The sequence below is a fragment of the Rhizobium mulingense genome (genome assembly GCF_029194105.1).
Lineage (GTDB): Bacteria > Pseudomonadota > Alphaproteobacteria > Rhizobiales > Rhizobiaceae > Rhizobium > Rhizobium mulingense.
In genome coordinates this window covers 121,397-136,126 of record NZ_JARFVE010000006.1, presented here as the reverse complement: position 1 = coordinate 136,126, position 14,730 = coordinate 121,397, and the positions used below count along the sequence as shown (strand labels likewise).

Annotated in this window: 16 protein-coding genes and 1 pseudogene; 8 read left to right on the top strand and 9 right to left on the bottom strand. The window is 60.9% G+C overall.

Features of this window, described 5'->3' with window-relative positions:
- Window positions 1-12 precede the first annotated feature (12 nt).
- The 4 genes from PYR71_RS15630 to PYR71_RS15615 form a co-directional block, all read right to left on the bottom strand.
- The gene (locus tag PYR71_RS15630) at window positions 13-513 is read right to left on the bottom strand and encodes a GNAT family N-acetyltransferase (RefSeq protein WP_275619993.1); all 501 of its coding nucleotides are present in this window, start codon (window positions 511-513) and stop codon (window positions 13-15) included.
- Entirely contained in the window at window positions 504-1,985 is a 1,482-nt protein-coding gene (gene gatA, locus PYR71_RS15625) for an Asp-tRNA(Asn)/Glu-tRNA(Gln) amidotransferase subunit GatA (protein ID WP_275619992.1), read from the bottom strand. The genes PYR71_RS15630 and gatA overlap by 10 nt, the downstream gene beginning before the upstream one ends.
- Before the next feature lie 59 nt (window positions 1,986-2,044).
- Complete coding sequence (gatC, locus tag PYR71_RS15620; RefSeq protein WP_183915902.1) at window positions 2,045-2,332, bottom strand: Asp-tRNA(Asn)/Glu-tRNA(Gln) amidotransferase subunit GatC; 288 nt, start codon at window positions 2,330-2,332, stop codon at window positions 2,045-2,047.
- 69 nt (window positions 2,333-2,401) lie between these two features.
- The gene (locus PYR71_RS15615) at window positions 2,402-3,106 is read right to left on the bottom strand and encodes a metal-dependent hydrolase (RefSeq protein WP_275619991.1); all 705 of its coding nucleotides are present in this window, start codon (window positions 3,104-3,106) and stop codon (window positions 2,402-2,404) included.
- A 112-nt stretch (window positions 3,107-3,218) separates the two neighbouring features.
- Between PYR71_RS15615 and ruvX the strand changes: the two genes are divergently transcribed.
- Window positions 3,219-3,713: a Holliday junction resolvase RuvX gene (ruvX, locus tag PYR71_RS15610; protein ID WP_275619990.1), complete on the top strand. Its 495-nt coding sequence runs from the start codon at window positions 3,219-3,221 to the stop codon at window positions 3,711-3,713.
- Here the strand turns inward: ruvX and PYR71_RS15605 are convergent.
- The 3 genes from PYR71_RS15605 to PYR71_RS15595 all read right to left on the bottom strand — a co-directional run bounded on the left by PYR71_RS15605 (window position 3,650) and on the right by PYR71_RS15595 (window position 4,942).
- The gene (locus tag PYR71_RS15605) at window positions 3,650-3,982 is read right to left on the bottom strand and encodes a DUF6105 family protein (RefSeq protein WP_275619989.1); all 333 of its coding nucleotides are present in this window, start codon (window positions 3,980-3,982) and stop codon (window positions 3,650-3,652) included. The genes ruvX and PYR71_RS15605 overlap by 64 nt on opposite strands.
- Window positions 3,979-4,152 carry a hypothetical protein gene (locus PYR71_RS15600; protein WP_275619988.1) on the bottom strand — a complete coding sequence of 58 codons (174 nt, stop codon included), beginning with the start codon at window positions 4,150-4,152 and terminating at the stop codon, window positions 3,979-3,981. The genes PYR71_RS15605 and PYR71_RS15600 overlap by 4 nt, the downstream gene beginning before the upstream one ends.
- Window positions 4,153-4,282: 130 nt before the next feature.
- Entirely contained in the window at window positions 4,283-4,942 is a 660-nt protein-coding gene (locus tag PYR71_RS15595) for a TetR/AcrR family transcriptional regulator (protein WP_275619987.1), read from the bottom strand.
- A 236-nt stretch (window positions 4,943-5,178) separates the two neighbouring features.
- On the opposite strand from PYR71_RS15595, the gene map reads away from it, so the two are divergent.
- The 7 genes from map (at window position 5,179) to PYR71_RS15560 (ending at window position 12,579) form a co-directional block, all read left to right on the top strand.
- A complete protein-coding gene (map, locus tag PYR71_RS15590) occupies window positions 5,179-6,015 on the top strand; it encodes a type I methionyl aminopeptidase (RefSeq protein ID WP_275619986.1) in 837 nt (278 codons plus the stop codon).
- A 7-nt stretch (window positions 6,016-6,022) separates the two neighbouring features.
- The gene (radC, locus tag PYR71_RS15585; RefSeq protein WP_275619985.1) at window positions 6,023-6,847 is read left to right on the top strand and encodes a RadC family protein; all 825 of its coding nucleotides are present in this window, start codon (window positions 6,023-6,025) and stop codon (window positions 6,845-6,847) included.
- 103 nt (window positions 6,848-6,950) lie between these two features.
- Window positions 6,951-8,138, top strand: coding sequence for an alpha-hydroxy acid oxidase (locus PYR71_RS15580; RefSeq protein ID WP_275619984.1), 1,188 nt, complete (start codon window positions 6,951-6,953; stop codon window positions 8,136-8,138).
- Window positions 8,107-8,289, top strand: a complete 183-nt coding sequence (locus tag PYR71_RS15575; RefSeq protein ID WP_416340336.1) for a JAB domain-containing protein — start codon at window positions 8,107-8,109, stop codon at window positions 8,287-8,289. Before PYR71_RS15580 ends, PYR71_RS15575 begins: the two co-directional genes overlap by 32 nt.
- A 96-nt stretch (window positions 8,290-8,385) precedes the next feature.
- Window positions 8,386-9,792, top strand: coding sequence for a Si-specific NAD(P)(+) transhydrogenase (sthA, locus tag PYR71_RS15570; RefSeq protein ID WP_275619983.1), 1,407 nt, complete (start codon window positions 8,386-8,388; stop codon window positions 9,790-9,792).
- A gap of 55 nt (window positions 9,793-9,847) precedes the next feature.
- Window positions 9,848-10,651: an endonuclease/exonuclease/phosphatase family protein gene (locus tag PYR71_RS15565; RefSeq protein WP_275619982.1), complete on the top strand. Its 804-nt coding sequence runs from the start codon at window positions 9,848-9,850 to the stop codon at window positions 10,649-10,651.
- A gap of 158 nt (window positions 10,652-10,809) precedes the next feature.
- Window positions 10,810-12,579, top strand: a complete 1,770-nt coding sequence (locus PYR71_RS15560) for a B12-binding domain-containing radical SAM protein (protein WP_275619981.1) — start codon at window positions 10,810-10,812, stop codon at window positions 12,577-12,579.
- Window positions 12,580-12,643: 64 nt separating this feature from the next.
- Here PYR71_RS15560 and PYR71_RS15555 read toward each other — a convergent pair.
- A pseudogene (locus tag PYR71_RS15555) lies at window positions 12,644-13,066 on the bottom strand (nuclear transport factor 2 family protein).
- Between the two features lie 154 nt (window positions 13,067-13,220).
- A complete protein-coding gene (gene tig / locus PYR71_RS15550; protein WP_275619980.1) occupies window positions 13,221-14,705 on the bottom strand; it encodes a trigger factor in 1,485 nt (494 codons plus the stop codon).
- Between the last annotated feature and the right edge of the window lie 25 nt (window positions 14,706-14,730).

The window sequence follows — 14,730 nt, the reverse complement described above, 5'->3', positions numbered from 1 at the left end:
TCTCTGGTTTGGCTATCGATCAGCCAATTGCTTCTCCATATGCACCTTTTCAAGCGGGACGCCCATGCTCTTGGAGAATTCGACACCATGCCAGATGATGGTGAAGCCGCAGCGTTCATAAAGACGGATTGCGCTCTCATTCCTTGCATGTGTGTCGAGCCGGACCGTCGCCAGCCCTTCGCTCGCCATCAGCTCACATAAATGCAACAGCAGAGCCCGGCCGACACCCCTTCCCTGATAAAGCGGATGCACCCAGAGATCGGACACATAATTCCGTTCGCCTTCCCGCGCACCCCAGCCGACGATTTCGCCCGCCAGTTCGGCAACGAAAATTTCGCCCTTCGTCTCATGTGGAAAGGCGGCGAACTCTTGCTGTACCTTGGCGATCACATGAGGATCGCGATAGCAATCCTCGAACGCCTCGCCGGCGGCCCATGCGGCAAAGCCGATGGCGCCGACCGCTTCGTGGTCGGCGGGTACTATTATTCGGATCGTAAGATCCGTTACCACCACTTGGCCGGCGTAAACTTGCCGGCAGCCTGCTCGATGACGTAAGCGGTCTTGAAGAGGGTTTCCTCGTCGAAAGCCTTGCCGATCAGCTGCAGGCCGAGCGGCAGGCCCTTCTGGTCGAGACCCGCCGGCACGGCGATGCCCGGCAGGCCCGCCATGTTGACCGTCACCGTGAAGATGTCGTTCAGATACATTTTCACCGGATCGGCGGCGAGGTTCTCGTCGGCGACGCCGAAGGCAGAGGACGGGGTGGCCGGCGTCAGGATGGCGTCGACACCAGCGTCGAAGGCGAGCTCGAAATCGCGCTTGATCAGCGTGCGGACCTTCTGGGCGCGGATGTAATAGGCATCATAATAGCCGGCCGACAGCACATAGGTGCCGATCATGATGCGGCGCTTGACCTCCTGGCCGAAGCCGGCGGCGCGCGTCTTCTCGTACATGTCGACGATATCCTTACCGTCGACGCGCAGGCCGTAGCGCACGCCGTCGTACCGCGCCAGGTTCGAGGATGCCTCGGCGGGGGCGACGATGTAATAGGCAGGAAGCGCATATTTGGTGTGCGGCAGCGAAATATCGACGATCTCGGCGCCGGCATCGTTCAGCCAGGCAATGCCCTGGCGCCACAGGGTCTCGATCTCCTCGGGCATGCCGTCGACGCGATATTCGTTCGGGATGCCGATCTTCATGCCCTTCAGCGACTGGCCGAGGACGGCCTCGTAATCGGGCACGGGGAGATCGACCGAGGTCGTGTCCTTGGCGTCGACGCTTGCCATCGACTTCAAAAGGATCGCGGCATCGCGCACGTCGCGGGCGATCGGACCGGCCTGATCGAGCGAGGAGGCGAAAGCCACGGTGCCCCAGCGCGAGCAGCGGCCATAGGTCGGCTTGATGCCGACGGTACCGGTGAAGGCGGCGGGCTGGCGGATCGAGCCGCCGGTATCGGTCGCGGTGGCGCCGGCGCAAAGATGCGCGGCGACGGCCGCGGCCGAGCCGCCGGAGGAGCCGCCCGGAACGAGCTGCTGGTTGGAGCCCTCAGCCCGCCAGGGATTGATCACCGGGCCGTAGTAGGAGGTCTCGTTGGACGAGCCCATGGCGAATTCGTCCATGTTCAGCTTGCCGAGCATGACGGCGCCGTCATTCCAAAGGTTCTGCGTGACGGTTGATTCATAACGCGGCTCGAACCCGTCGAGGATATGGCTGCAGGCCTGGGTGTGGACACCGACGGTGGCGAAAAGGTCCTTGATGCCGAGCGGAATGCCTTCCAGCTCGCCTGCCGTGCCTGCGGCGATGCGCTCGTCCGATCTCCTGGCCATGACGCGGGCCAGATCCGGCGTGACCTTCACATAGGCGTTCAGCCGCTCATTGGCCGCATCGATCGCCGAGATATAGGCGTCGGTGAGTTCGAGTGCGGTGATTTCCTTGGCGCGCAGCTTCCGGCGGGCTTCGGCAATGGTCAGGCTGGTGAGTTCGCTCATCGTGTTTTCGCTTCAGATCTTTAGAATGGCAACAGGGTCGGAAAGAGGCTTTCGACGCCCTATTCGACGACTTTCGGCACCAGGAAGAAATTATGGTCGGTGACCGGCGCATTGGCGACGATATCGGCCGCCTTGTTGCCATCGGTCACCTCATCGCTCCGCTTCTTCATCGCCATCGGGGTGACCGACGTCATCGCCTCGACGCCGTCGACATTGACTTCCGAGAGCTGCTCGACGAAGCCCAGGATGCCGTTCAGCTCGCCGACCATGCGATTTGCCTCGTCCTCGGAGACGGCAATACGGGCAAGTTTGGCGACGCGCTTCACGGTGGCAAGATCGACGGACATGGCATTCTCCGGATAGGATTTTTCCTACCCGCTATAAAGGCCATGTCCGCCCGGTGCAACGGGGTTTCGTCAGATCGACAGGCTCTCGGCAGGCTTCAGCGCCTTCACCTGCGTCTTCGATCCCTCCATGCCGTCAATGAACTTATCAGCGGTCTGATCGATGATCGGGAAGGTCCCGAAATGACAGGGGATCGCGGTCTTGAAGCTGAAATAACGCTGGCAGGCGAGTGCCGCCACCGCGCCGCCCATGGTGAAGCGGTCGCCGACCGGCACGAAACCGATCTCGGGCTGGTGCAATTCGTTGATCAGCCCCATGTCGGAGAAGATGTCGGTGTCGCCCATGGCGAAGATCGAGGCCTCGTCGTCGAAATGCAGCATCAGGCCGTTGGCATTGCCAAGCGCATGCGAGACGCCATCCTCGGTGATCTGGGCGGAGGAATGCAGCGCATTGGTGAAGGTTGCCGAGAAGCCGCCGAAGGTGATCGTGCCGCCGGTATTGCCCATTTCGATCCTATCGACGCCCTTGGAACTCAGCCAGGCGGCGAGATCGGCATTCGCGAGAACGACGGCGCCAGTTTCCTTGGCGAGCGCGATCGTATCGCCGACATGGTCGCCATGGCCGTGCGTCAGCAGGATATGGGTGATGCCTGAAGAAACATCCTTGATATCCTGGCCGGCAAATGAAGCGTTATGATTGAGGAACGGGTCGAGCAGGATCTTCGCCTTGCCGGTCTCGATGCGAAAGGCGGAATGGCCAAGCCAGGTGATCTTCATGAAATCTCTCCTTACGTGATGCAAAATCCAATTTCGATGGTAAGGACATATCTCATGCGCCGGCGAAGAAAAGCCGCGGCGGCCTCAATTTCTTTTGACGGGATGAAATGGAATGACTGTGCTGACGATCGAGGAAATGGCTGCGACCCTCGCCCCCGGGCAGGCCATTGCCGGCCTCGATCTCGGCACCAAGACGATCGGGCTTTCGATGTCCGATCTTGGACGGCGGTTCGCCACGCCGCGGCCGGTGATCCGCCGTGTCAAATTCACCATCGATGCGCAGGCGCTGCTGGATTTCGCGGCAACGGAAAAGGTCGCAGGCTTCGTGATCGGCCTGCCGATGAACATGGACGGGTCGGCGGGCCCGCGCGTGCAGGCGACGCGTGCCTTCGTACGCAACATGGAGCAGAAAACGGCGTTGCCCTTCGTCTATTGGGATGAGCGGCTTTCAACGGTTGCGGCTGAACGGACGCTGCTCGAGATGGACGTCTCGCGCGCCAAACGCGCCGAACGGATCGATTCGGCCGCGGCCAGCTTCATCCTTCAGGGTGCGCTCGACAGGCTTTCCTTGCTGGCAAGATCTGCAGGAGAGGAATTCAGCGCCTGACGCGCCTGCCACCAGGCCATGATCGACTTACGCTTTCTGAAGCCAAGGAGGGCGAAGACGATGAGACTGTCGACGGCGATTGTCCGGGCAACGAGCGGCGGGATAGCCTCCGGCGGCATGCCGAGCGCCTCGCCGTAGAGCTGGAACGTCAGGTCATGGACCTGACGCGTCAGCATCAGCACACCGAAATTAATGTCGTAATAGGAAAGCCAGTACCATCCGCCCAGAAAGACGATGGGGCCGGCCCAGAAGATCAGAAACCACTTCATGCGGCCTCTCCTCCATGCTTGCGCGCGACGGGCAGATCGAGGGAGACCAACCACGTCGACAATGCCATGGTGCAAAGCACCAGCGTCGGAATTGCAATATCCAGCGCCAGGATTGCGAAGAACAACATTGCCGTCACCAGAAATGCGGCTTTGGCGATCTTGCTTCCCATGAATGTCAACTCGGGACTCTCACTCGTACCATCTCTGCTGATAGCACAGTGTCGGCTTAACCCGCCCCACGCAACGTAAACCATTTGTTAGGGTTAACGCCGGACCCGCCTCCTGTGGATAACGCGAATGTCAGCCGTAGACGCCGCGCACGAGACGCTTCAGCGCTAGTGCCGCCTTCTCCCAGTCCTTTGATGTCTTGAGCGACAGGCCGGCGCATTGGCCGCCGGCGGCCCCGGCAAGCACGAGATGCTGGATTGCAGCGATGACGACGGCATTGACGGCGGCGGCATCCACACCCTTCGGCGGCGCCAGCGAGCCGCGCATGCGATCCAGCCACAGGGCGAGAGCCTTCGAACGGGCTTCTGAAAGCCGCCTCACCTGCTCGGTATTTTCCGAGACCTCCCAGGCGAGGATGCGGCGCATCAGCGGATCATTTTTCAAGGCGTCGAGCAGAAGCAGCGCCAGCCGCTCCATCAGATCGCCGTAAGTGAGCAGGAACATGCCGCCGGCATCTTCCGGAATGCGATCCCTCACCCATGTGCCGAGGTCGGCGCCGATCGCCTCGACCAAGCCGTCAAGGCCGCCATAATAGCGGTAGATCAGCTGCTTGTCGCAACCGGCGCGGCGGGCGACGGCATTGATGCCGAAATTCTGGAAGCCTTCTTCCGCCAGCAGGCCCTTGGCGGCGGCAAGGATGGCGCGCTCGGTGGCGCCGCGATCGCGCACCCGCCGTTCTGACGCCGCCTCGGCACCGGGCGAACTCTCAAGATTTACCGCTTCATTCAGCATGACCGACCCTTCCCCGCTGTCACCAATCGGTGAGTAGCGAGGAGGTTTCATGCGATCAATCCTATCCCTTTGGGAAGACTGTGGATATTTCGTTCGGCGCGAATAATTCGGCGGGCAATGGCTGCGGGAGGCGGCCAAATCCCTTGAGAAATCTCGCCGCGACGGTTGATCGCGATGGACGAACCCGTCATAGCTGCATTATGAACAAAGCTAATATTCTCCGCTAAGGCCCTGCAATGGTGAACTATATCGAAGCCTCTTCCGCGCCGCCGAAGAACACCGGCGCCATCCGGCTTTACGACACGCAAGCATTCGAAGGCATGCGCAAGGCATGCCAGCTGACCGCCCGCTGCCTCGATGCGCTGGCCGATATCGTCAAGCCCGGCCTGTTGACCGATGAGATCGATCGGTTCGTCTTCGATTTCGGCATGGACCACGGCGCCTATCCGGCGACGCTGAACTATCGCGGCTATACCAGATCGACCTGCACCTCGATCAATCATGTCGTCTGCCACGGCATTCCGAACGACAAGCCGCTGCGCGAAGGCGATATCGTCAATATCGACGTCACCTTCGTGCTCGATGGCTGGCATGGCGATTCCAGCCGGATGTATCCCGTCGGCACGGTCAAGCGCGCCGCCGAGCGACTGCTCGAAGTGACCTATGAATCGCTGATGCGCGGCATTTCCGCCGTCAGGCCCGGCGCCCGCACCGGCGCGATCGGCGAGGCGATCCAGACCTATGCCGAGGCCGAGCGTTGTTCGGTGGTGCGCGATTTCTGCGGCCACGGCGTCGGCCGGCTGTTCCACGATTCACCGAATATTCTGCATTACGGCCGCGCCAATGAAGGGCCGGAACTGCGCGAAGGCATGATCTTCACCATCGAGCCGATGATCAATCTCGGCCGGCCGCATGTGAAGGTGCTGGCCGACGGCTGGACGGCGGTCACCCGCGACCGCTCGCTTTCGGCGCAATACGAACATACGGTCGGCGTCACGGCCGACGGCTGCGAGATATTCACTCTGTCACCTGCTGGGCTCGACCGGCCCGGACTGCCGTCGCTTGCCAGGTGACGATCCGATGGTGAAGGGGCCCGCAGCGACATCTTCCGACGACGAGCTGCCTTTCGCGACCGAAGAGCCTATTGCCGACGAACGTTTATTCTTCGGCGACCGGCCGCAAAAACCAACCGCGCCGAATGCCCGGACCGCCCTGCCCGCCTCGCTCTCCGCACCGGAACATTACCACGGTCATCGCGAGCGGCTGCGTGACCGCTTCCGCGAGCAGGGCGACACGGCGCTTGCCGATTATGAAATCCTCGAGCTCCTGCTTTTCCGCCTGATCCCGCGACGCGACACCAAACCGATCGCCAAGGCGCTGATCGAACGCTTCGGCTCGCTTGCCGGAGTTTTTGGCGCCCCGGCGGCGCTGCTGACCGAGGTGAAGGGCGTCGGCGAGAATGTAGCCCTCGATCTGAAACTGATTTCGACCGTCGCCCACCGGACGCTGAAAAGCGAGATCAGAAGCAAGCAGGTGCTCTCCTCCTGGTCCTCGGTCATTCAGTACTGCCACGCCGCCATGGCGCACGAGACCCGCGAACAGTTCCGCATCCTCTTCCTCGACAAGCGCAATGTGCTGATCGCCGACGAGGTCCAGGGCCGCGGCACGGTCGACCATACGCCGGTCTATCCGCGCGAAGTGGTCAAGCGCGCGCTCGAGCTTTCGGCAACGGCGATCATCCTCGTCCACAACCACCCCTCCGGCGACCCGACGCCTTCGCGCGCCGATATCGACATGACGAAGGTGATCATCGAGGCGGCCAAGGCGCTCGATATCACCGTCCACGACCATATCATCATCGGCAAGGACGGCCATGTCAGCCTGAAGGGACTTAAGCTGATCTGATAGCAAGGCTGGAGTTGACAGTAGTCGGTGGTGCGCGATTGTATGCAACCTGCGCCCCATTCGCTGAACAATGCCCGCTGGGGATACCGAGAAGATAAAGCTCATGACGACCCGCAGCGGTAACACTGATCGATCGACCCGGCTCTGCCGTGGCGTGCTCTGCCTCGACGACTTCGAAACCAAGGCGCGGCAGCATCTGCCCAAGCCGCTGTTCGGTTATATCGCCGGCGCGACCGAGACCAATGCGTCGCTGCGACATAACGCAGAGGCCTTCCAGGCCTATGCCTTCCGTCCGCGTGTGCTTCGGGACGTCTCGACCCGCAGCACCGAGACGAAGCTCTTCGATAGAACGCACGCCGTACCGTTCGGCATTGCGCCGATGGGGATCAGCGCACTGATGGCCTATCGGGGGGACATCGTGCTCGCGCAAGGCGCGGACCAATCGGGAATCCCGATGATCATCAGTGGTTCGTCGCTCATCCCCTTGGAAGAGATCGCTGCTGTTTCGCCACAAGTATGGTTTCAGGCCTATCTGCCCGGCGAACCCGATCGTATTGATGCCCTCATAGATCGCGTCGGTGCGGCCGGCATCGGCACGCTTCTGCTGACCGTGGACACGGCCACGCTGCCCAACCGCGAAAACAATGTCAGGGCTGGATTTTCGACGCCTTTGCGTCCCGGTCTCCGCTTGGCATGGCAGGGCATCTCGCACCCTCGTTGGACCACGGGCACATTCCTGCGCACGATCGCCCGGCACGGCATTCCGCATTTTGAAAATTCCTATGCCACAAGAGGCGCGCCGATCATCTCCTCGAACGTCACCCGCGATTTCGGCAAGCGTGACCATCTCAACTGGAGCCATTTGGAGCGGATACGCAGGAGGTGGTCCGGCAAGCTCGTGGTCAAGGGGATCATGCATCCCGAAGACGCGGCACTGGCGGCTGATACGGGCGCGGATGGAGTGATCGTCTCCAATCATGGCGGCCGCCAGCTCGACGGCACCGCATCTCCCCTTCAGGTCCTTCCGGAAATTGCGGCACGTGTCGGAGACAGCATTGCCGTCATGGTCGACGGCGGCATCAGGCGTGGAACTGATATCATGAAGGCGCTGGCGCTCGGCGCCTGTTTCGTGTTCGTAGGCAGGCCGTTCCTTTATGCCGCAGCCGTCGCGGGGCTGCCCGGCGTGCTGAAGGCGGCGGATATCCTCAGGACGGAACTGCATAGCAACATGGCGTTGCTCGGCGTTACCAGCGTGACCGATATTTCCGCGGATTACATCACCCGCGCATGAAAAGCCGTCGCGCGCTGACATCGATTTGACGAAAGTGATCATCGGCGTAGCTTACGCACTTGATATGATCGTCCACGATTATGTCATCGTCGGCAAGAACAGCCAAACTGACCTGAAGATGCTGAAGCTGATTAAACACAGGTCCGGCTGAATCGGCAGTCGTAAAACAATCTGTAACATTGACCGGCTAGCGATGAGGGGCGACATTTTTGTCGCAAATGATTCCATTCCAATCCGGGGCTAGAGGATGTTTCAGTACGATCTCGTTGTGGTGGGGAGCGGTCCCGCAGGGCGCCGCGGCGCGATCCAGGCTGCGAAACTCGGCAAGAAAGTGCTCGTCATCGAGCAGGGTAAGCGCGTCGGCGGCGTGTCCGTTCATACCGGCACCATCCCCTCGAAGACGTTGCGCGAGACCGCGCTCAATCTGTCCGGCTGGCGGGAACGCGGCTTTTACGGCCGATCCTACCGCGTCAAGCAGGAGATCAGCGCCGAAGACCTGCGCCGCCGCCTGCTGATTACCCTCGACCACGAGGTCGAGGTGCTCGAGCACCAGTTTGCCCGCAACCGCGTGCACCATATTCGCGGCAAGGCGAGCTTCGTCGATGCTTCAACGCTGCAGGTGATCAAGGATGACGGCGAGGTCACCCAGGTCACCGCCGCCAGCGTGCTGCTCGCCGTCGGCACCAAGCCGTTCCGCCCAGACTACATTCCTTTTGACGGCAAGACCGTTCTCGACAGCGATGAGCTGCTCGACATCCAGGAGCTGCCGCGCTCGATGATCGTCATCGGTGCAGGCGTCATCGGCATCGAATATGCAACGATCTTCAGCGCACTCGACACCGCCGTCACCGTGATCGACCCGAAGGCGACGATGCTCGACTTCATCGACAAGGAAATCGTCGAGGACTTCACCTACCAGCTGCGCGACCGCAACATGAAACTGCTGCTCGGGCAGAAGGCCGACAAGGTCGAGAGGCTCGATAACGGCAAGGTCGAACTGACGCTCGACAGCGGCCGGCGTCTGACGACCGACATGGTGCTCTTTGCGGCCGGCCGCATGGGGGCGACGGACGCACTGAACCTTGCGGCCATCGGCCTCGAGGCCGACAACCGCGGCCGTCTCAAGGTCAACCCAGAGACGTTTCAGACATCGGTTCCGAACGTTTACGCCGCCGGCGACGTCGTCGGCTTTCCGAGCCTCGCCTCGACCTCGATGGAACAGGGCCGTATTGCCGCCCGTGTGGCGATCGGCGCGGTCGCCAAGGAGCCGCCGAAATATTTCCCCTACGGCATCTATGCCGTGCCGGAGATCTCGACCTGCGGCCTGACCGAAGAAGAGATGAAGGAGCGCGGCATTCCCTATGAATGCGGCATCGCCCGCTTTCGCGAGACCTCGCGCGGCCATATCATGGGCCTCGACACCGGGCTTTTGAAGCTGATCTTCTCGCTGAAGACGCGCCGTCTGCTCGGCGTGCATATCGTCGGCGAAGGCGCCACCGAACTGGTGCATATCGGCCAGGCTGTGCTCAATCTCAAAGGCACGGTCGAATATTTCGTCGAAAACACCTTCAACTATCCAACGCTCGCCGAAGCCTACAAGATCGCCGGCCTCGACGCCTGGAACCGGATGGGCGATATCAAGTCGGAATTGTAGGCGCAAAGCGACAGGGCAGCCATCTCGATCCGGCCACCCAAGGGAGCGTAAGACATTGCGCATCATTTCGCTGAATGCATGGGGCGGCAGGCTGCATGAGGCGCTGATCGCCTATGTCAGGCAGGCCGATCCTGACGTGCTGTGCCTGCAGGAAGTGCTGCGGGCGCCGGGTGCGAGCCCCGGATGGTCGGTCTATCGCGATGCCGGGCTGGAATTGCCGCAGCGCGCCAATCTGTTTGCGGAGATCAGCGCCGCCCTGCCCGGCCATGACGGCTTCTTCTGCCCGACATCGAGAGGGGCACTCTTCGACGGCGATGCCGCGATTGTCGCCGAATTTGGGCTGGCGACCTACGTTCGCAAATCGCATTCCGTCATCGCTCAGGCGATAGACTTCGTGCACGGCAGTTTTTCCGCCGGCGGCTGGGGCGAACATCCCCGCCCGCGAAACGCGCATTGCATCCGTCTCTTCAGCCATGGGAACGCTTCCGCGCTTACCATCGCCCATATGCATGGCCTGCGGGACCCAGCCGGCAAGGGCGATACGGCGGCGCGCGAAGAGCAGGCGCTGGCGCTGGCCGGGCTCATCGAACGGGTCTGGCCCGGCGACGAAGGGCTCGTGGTCTGCGGCGATTTCAACGTCCTGCCCGACAGCAAGATCTTTAAGATCCTCGCTCGACTGGGCCTTTCCGATCTGGTCACAGGAAACGGCCTTGTCGACACGCGAACCTCCTACTATCTGAAGGAGGGCCGCTTTGCCGACTACATGCTGGTCACACCGGGGGTCAAGGTTGGCAGGTTCGAGGTGGTCGAGGCGCCCGAGGTCTCCGACCACCGCGCATTGCTGCTCGATGTCGGGTAGTATATTAAGGAAGGATGGGCTGCGCAAAACTTTTGCGCGCACCCCCGATTTTTACGCCTTAGTTTAAGCCCTGATCAATCGCATCGAACGCCGTGCCTCATTTGTGCTCATCTCCATTTTGCCTCCGGGCAGACGTTTCTAGAGAAAGATAGATACTCTTGTCCCATGCTTTGGAAGCCGCGCGCAGACGTTTTCAGCTGATCCTGATCAAGCCGTCGCATTATGACGATGACGGTTACGTCATCCGCTGGTGGCGGGCGATGATTCCTTCCAATTCGCTCGCAGCTCTCTACGGCATCGCCGCCGAATGCGCCGAGCGCCAGGTGCTCGGGCCCGATACGGCGATCGACATCACCGTGATCGACGAGACCAATACGCGCATCGATTTCCCCCGACTGCTCGCCCAGTTCAGGCGCCACGGCAATTTCGGCATGGTCGCGCTGGTCGGCGTCCAGTCCAACCAATATCCGCGCGCGCTCGATATCGCCCGCCCCTTCCGCGATGCCGGCCTGCCGGTTTCGATGGGCGGCTTTCATGTCTCCGGTTGCCTGTCGATGCTCGACGGCAAGGCGGTCGGGCTCGACGCCTGCCGCGACATGGGCATCTCGATGTTCGCCGGCGAAGCCGAGGGGCGGCTGGACATGGTGCTGCGTGACGCCGCTAGCGGCGAACTGAAGCCGCTCTATAACTTCATGAACGACCTTCCCGGTATCGGCGGCACGCCGGTTCCCTTCCTGCCGAAGGACAATATCCAGCGCACGCTCGGCCTCAGCACCAGCTTTGATGCCGGGCGCGGCTGTCCCTACCAGTGCTCGTTCTGCACCATCATCAACGTGCAGGGGCGCAAGTCGCGCTTCCGCTCGGCCGACGACGTCGAAAAGCTGGTGCGGATGAACTGGGCGCAGGGCATCCATAAATTCTTCATTACCGACGACAATTTCGCCCGCAACAAGGATTGGGAGGCGATCTTCGATCGGCTGATCGAGCTCAAGGAGCGCGACGGCATTCCGCTCGGTCTGATGATCCAGGTCGACACGCTCTGCCACAAGATCCCGAACTTCATCGAGAAATCCCGGCGCGCCGGCGTCACCCGCGTCTTCATCGGCCTCGAAAACGTCAATCCGGACAATCTGACCGCCGCCAAGAAGAATCAGAACAAAATCACCGAATACCGCAAGATGCTACTCGCCTGGAAGGCTGAGGGCATCATGACGCTGGCCGGCTATATTCTCGGCTTCCCGGCCGACACGCCGGAATCGATCCGCCGCGATATCACGATCATTCAGGAAGAGCTGCCGCTCGACGTCATCGAATTCTTCATCCTGACACCGCTGCCGGGTTCCGAGGACCATCAGGTCCTGTGGAAGAAGGGCGTCGAGATGGACGGCGATCTCAACATTTACGATGTCGAGCACGTCTGCACTGCGCACCCCAAGATGAGCAAGCAGCAATGGGAAGATATCTACCACGAGGCCTGGTCGCTCTATTATTCGCCTGATCATATGAAGACGCTGCTGCGCCGGGCCGTGGCGACCGGCGTGCCGGTGGCAAGGCTTGTCAAGGTTCTCGTCTCCTTCGCGACCACCGTACCGCTGGAAAACGTGCATCCGCTGCAAAGCGGCCTCCTGCGCCTGAAGACGCCATCGGAGCGGCGCCCCGAACTGCCGCGTGAAAACCCGCTGATCTTCTGGCCGCGCTTTGCCTGGGAAACCTTGAGCAAACATGTTTCGCTAGCCGGCACGATCATCGGCCTGACGATTTCGGCATTCCTGATTTCACGGGATGCGAAGTCCAAGAGCTACACGGATCAGGCCCTCACACCCGTCGCGGACGACGAGGAAGAGACGCTCAGCCTCTTCACCAAAACCGCCGGTGGAGCCGCGGCCGTCAGCCATGTCCGGAAAGTCGCGGAGCTGACACGGCATTGAGCCGCAGCTCCCCCCCAAGCGCCTCGCTTGAAGCAAGGTTGGTGCGAGGCGCTCTGGTGGCAGTTTAAGCGACCTGGATTATCAGCGTTGTCTCGGCCACCTGTAGCGTGTCGACAAATTCGACGATCTTGACCGGTTTCCCGTCCCTGAAATGGATCTTGTCGACGAATTACGTATGGAAGCTCACGCCGGACGGAATATGTGTGACCTCCCCTTCGCGGTGGGCGAAGACGATCTGCTCATCCTCGTCCACATGGATGCCGGTCGTACTGATCTTAGATAGATCCCACGCCGTGATGAGCTGCGCTATCACCTGGCGAAAGGCATGGCCGCCCGCTTCAGTCGAAAAAGGCGCCAGCCGTGTATTGCCGGCCATCCGAAAGGTACAATCATCGCCGATCAGCGCCAGCGTGCCCTCGATATCGCCGCGGTCGCGCACAGCATAGATTTCCTCCACCAATTTCTTCATGTCGTGTTTTGCAGTCATTTTTCAGGCCCCTCCCACCATATACAAATCTGCATCGAATTATACTCTCTTTCAACTATTTGTTGCTGCAGATAAACCTGAGCCGCCGGAAGGCAAAAAACGAAAAGGCCCCGCACGATGGCGGGGCCTTGCAAATTTCAGAACCGGGAAGCGATTATTCGGCGCTCTCGTCGGCAGCCTTCTTCTTCGGAGCAGCCTTCTTTTTCGGAGCGACTTCCTCGCCTTCACCAGCCTCGGCGGCTTCGGTCTTGGCGGCAGCCTTCTTCTTCGGAGCGGCCTTCTTGGTCTCGGCCTTGGCTTCACCTTCGTCCTCGGCGAGCAGCTCTTCCTTCGTCACCTTCTTGTCGGTGACATCGATTTCCGTCAGCAGGTGATCAATGACCTTCTCTTCGAAGATCGGCGCGCGGATCGAAGCGGCTGCACCCGGCTGGCTGCGGAAGAATTCGAGGATCTGCTTTTCCTGACCCGGATACTGGCGCAGCTGTTCGTAGATGGCGCGCTGCATTTCGTCTTCAGTGACTTCGACGCCGGCCTTTTCGCCGATTTCGGAGAGAACGAGGCCGAGGCGGACGCGACGCTCTGCAAGCGTCTTGTATTCCTCACGCGCCTTCTCTTCGGTCGTGTCTTCGTCCTCGAAGGTCTTGCCGGACTGAGCGAGGTCGTTGTTCACCTGGCTCCAGATGCCGTTGTATTCGGCGTCGACGAGCGAAGACGGAGTGTCGAACTTGTACATCTCGTCGAGCTGGTCGAGGATCTGGCGCTTCAGCTTCTGACGGGTCAGCGAACCGTACTGCGATTCGATCTGACCGCGGACGATCTCCTTCAGGCGATCGGCGGATTCGATGCCGAGCTTGGAGGCCAGTTCGTCGTTGATCTCGACCTTGCCAGGCGCTGCAACGTCCTTGACCGTGACGTCGAAGGTCGCTTCCTTGCCGGCGAGGTTCTTGGCCGGATAGTCGGCCGGGAAGGTCACGGTGATGTTCTTTTCTTCGCCGGCCTTGACGCCGACGAGCTGGTCTTCGAAGCCCGGGATGAAGCGGCCGGAACCGATTACCAGTTCGGCGCCCTGATCGGTGCCGCCTTCGAAGGCTTCGCCGTCGACCTTGCCGACATAATCCATGGTGATGCGGTCGCCGTTGGCGGCCTTGCCGGTCTTGCTCTCGTAGGAACGGGCGCTTTCAGCAACCTTCAGCACCTGCTCGTTGACTTCGTCATCCGAGATGTCGATGACTTCGCGCGTGACCTTGATGCCCTTGACCGACTTCAGCTCGATCGGCGGCAGCACTTCGTAGGAAAGCGTGAATTCGAAATCCTGCTGGGCGGAGAGGATCTTGTCGGCTTCGTCCTTGTCTTCGGTCATGGCGATTTCCGGCTGCGTGGCCGACTTTTCGCCGCGGCTGGACAGGATGGCGGTCGGCTGTTCGCGGACGATCTCGTTGACGAGCTCGGCCATGATCGACTTGCCATAGACCTTCTTCAGGTGAGCTGCGGGGACCTTGCCCGGACGGAAGCCGTTGATGCGGATCTTGTCCTTCACATCGGCAAGACGCTCATTCATCTTGTCTTCCATGTCCTTGGCCGGGATAACGACCTTGATTTCGCGCTTCAGCCCTTCAGCCAGCGTTTCGATAACCTGCATGTCTTCCTACCTTCATGTCGTGGCG

Coding starts and splice junctions, on each gene's coding strand:
- gatA (WP_275619992.1), bottom strand. CDS start 1,985: ATGAGCGAACTCACCAGCCTGACCATTGCCGAAGCCCGCCGGAAGCTG.
- PYR71_RS15605 (WP_275619989.1), bottom strand. CDS start 3,982: ATGAAGTGGTTTCTGATCTTCTGGGCCGGCCCCATCGTCTTTCTGGGC.
- radC (WP_275619985.1), top strand. CDS start 6,023: ATGGTGAAGGGGCCCGCAGCGACATCTTCCGACGACGAGCTGCCTTTC.
- sthA (WP_275619983.1), top strand. CDS start 8,386: ATGTTTCAGTACGATCTCGTTGTGGTGGGGAGCGGTCCCGCAGGGCGC.
- PYR71_RS15600 (WP_275619988.1), bottom strand. CDS start 4,152: ATGGGAAGCAAGATCGCCAAAGCCGCATTTCTGGTGACGGCAATGTTG.
- gatC (WP_183915902.1), bottom strand. CDS start 2,332: ATGTCCGTCGATCTTGCCACCGTGAAGCGCGTCGCCAAACTTGCCCGT.
- PYR71_RS15615 (WP_275619991.1), bottom strand. CDS start 3,106: ATGAAGATCACCTGGCTTGGCCATTCCGCCTTTCGCATCGAGACCGGC.
- PYR71_RS15580 (WP_275619984.1), top strand. CDS start 6,951: ATGACGACCCGCAGCGGTAACACTGATCGATCGACCCGGCTCTGCCGT.
- map (WP_275619986.1), top strand. CDS start 5,179: ATGGTGAACTATATCGAAGCCTCTTCCGCGCCGCCGAAGAACACCGGC.
- PYR71_RS15595 (WP_275619987.1), bottom strand. CDS start 4,942: ATGCTGAATGAAGCGGTAAATCTTGAGAGTTCGCCCGGTGCCGAGGCG.
- ruvX (WP_275619990.1), top strand. CDS start 3,219: ATGACTGTGCTGACGATCGAGGAAATGGCTGCGACCCTCGCCCCCGGG.
- tig (WP_275619980.1), bottom strand. CDS start 14,705: ATGCAGGTTATCGAAACGCTGGCTGAAGGGCTGAAGCGCGAAATCAAG.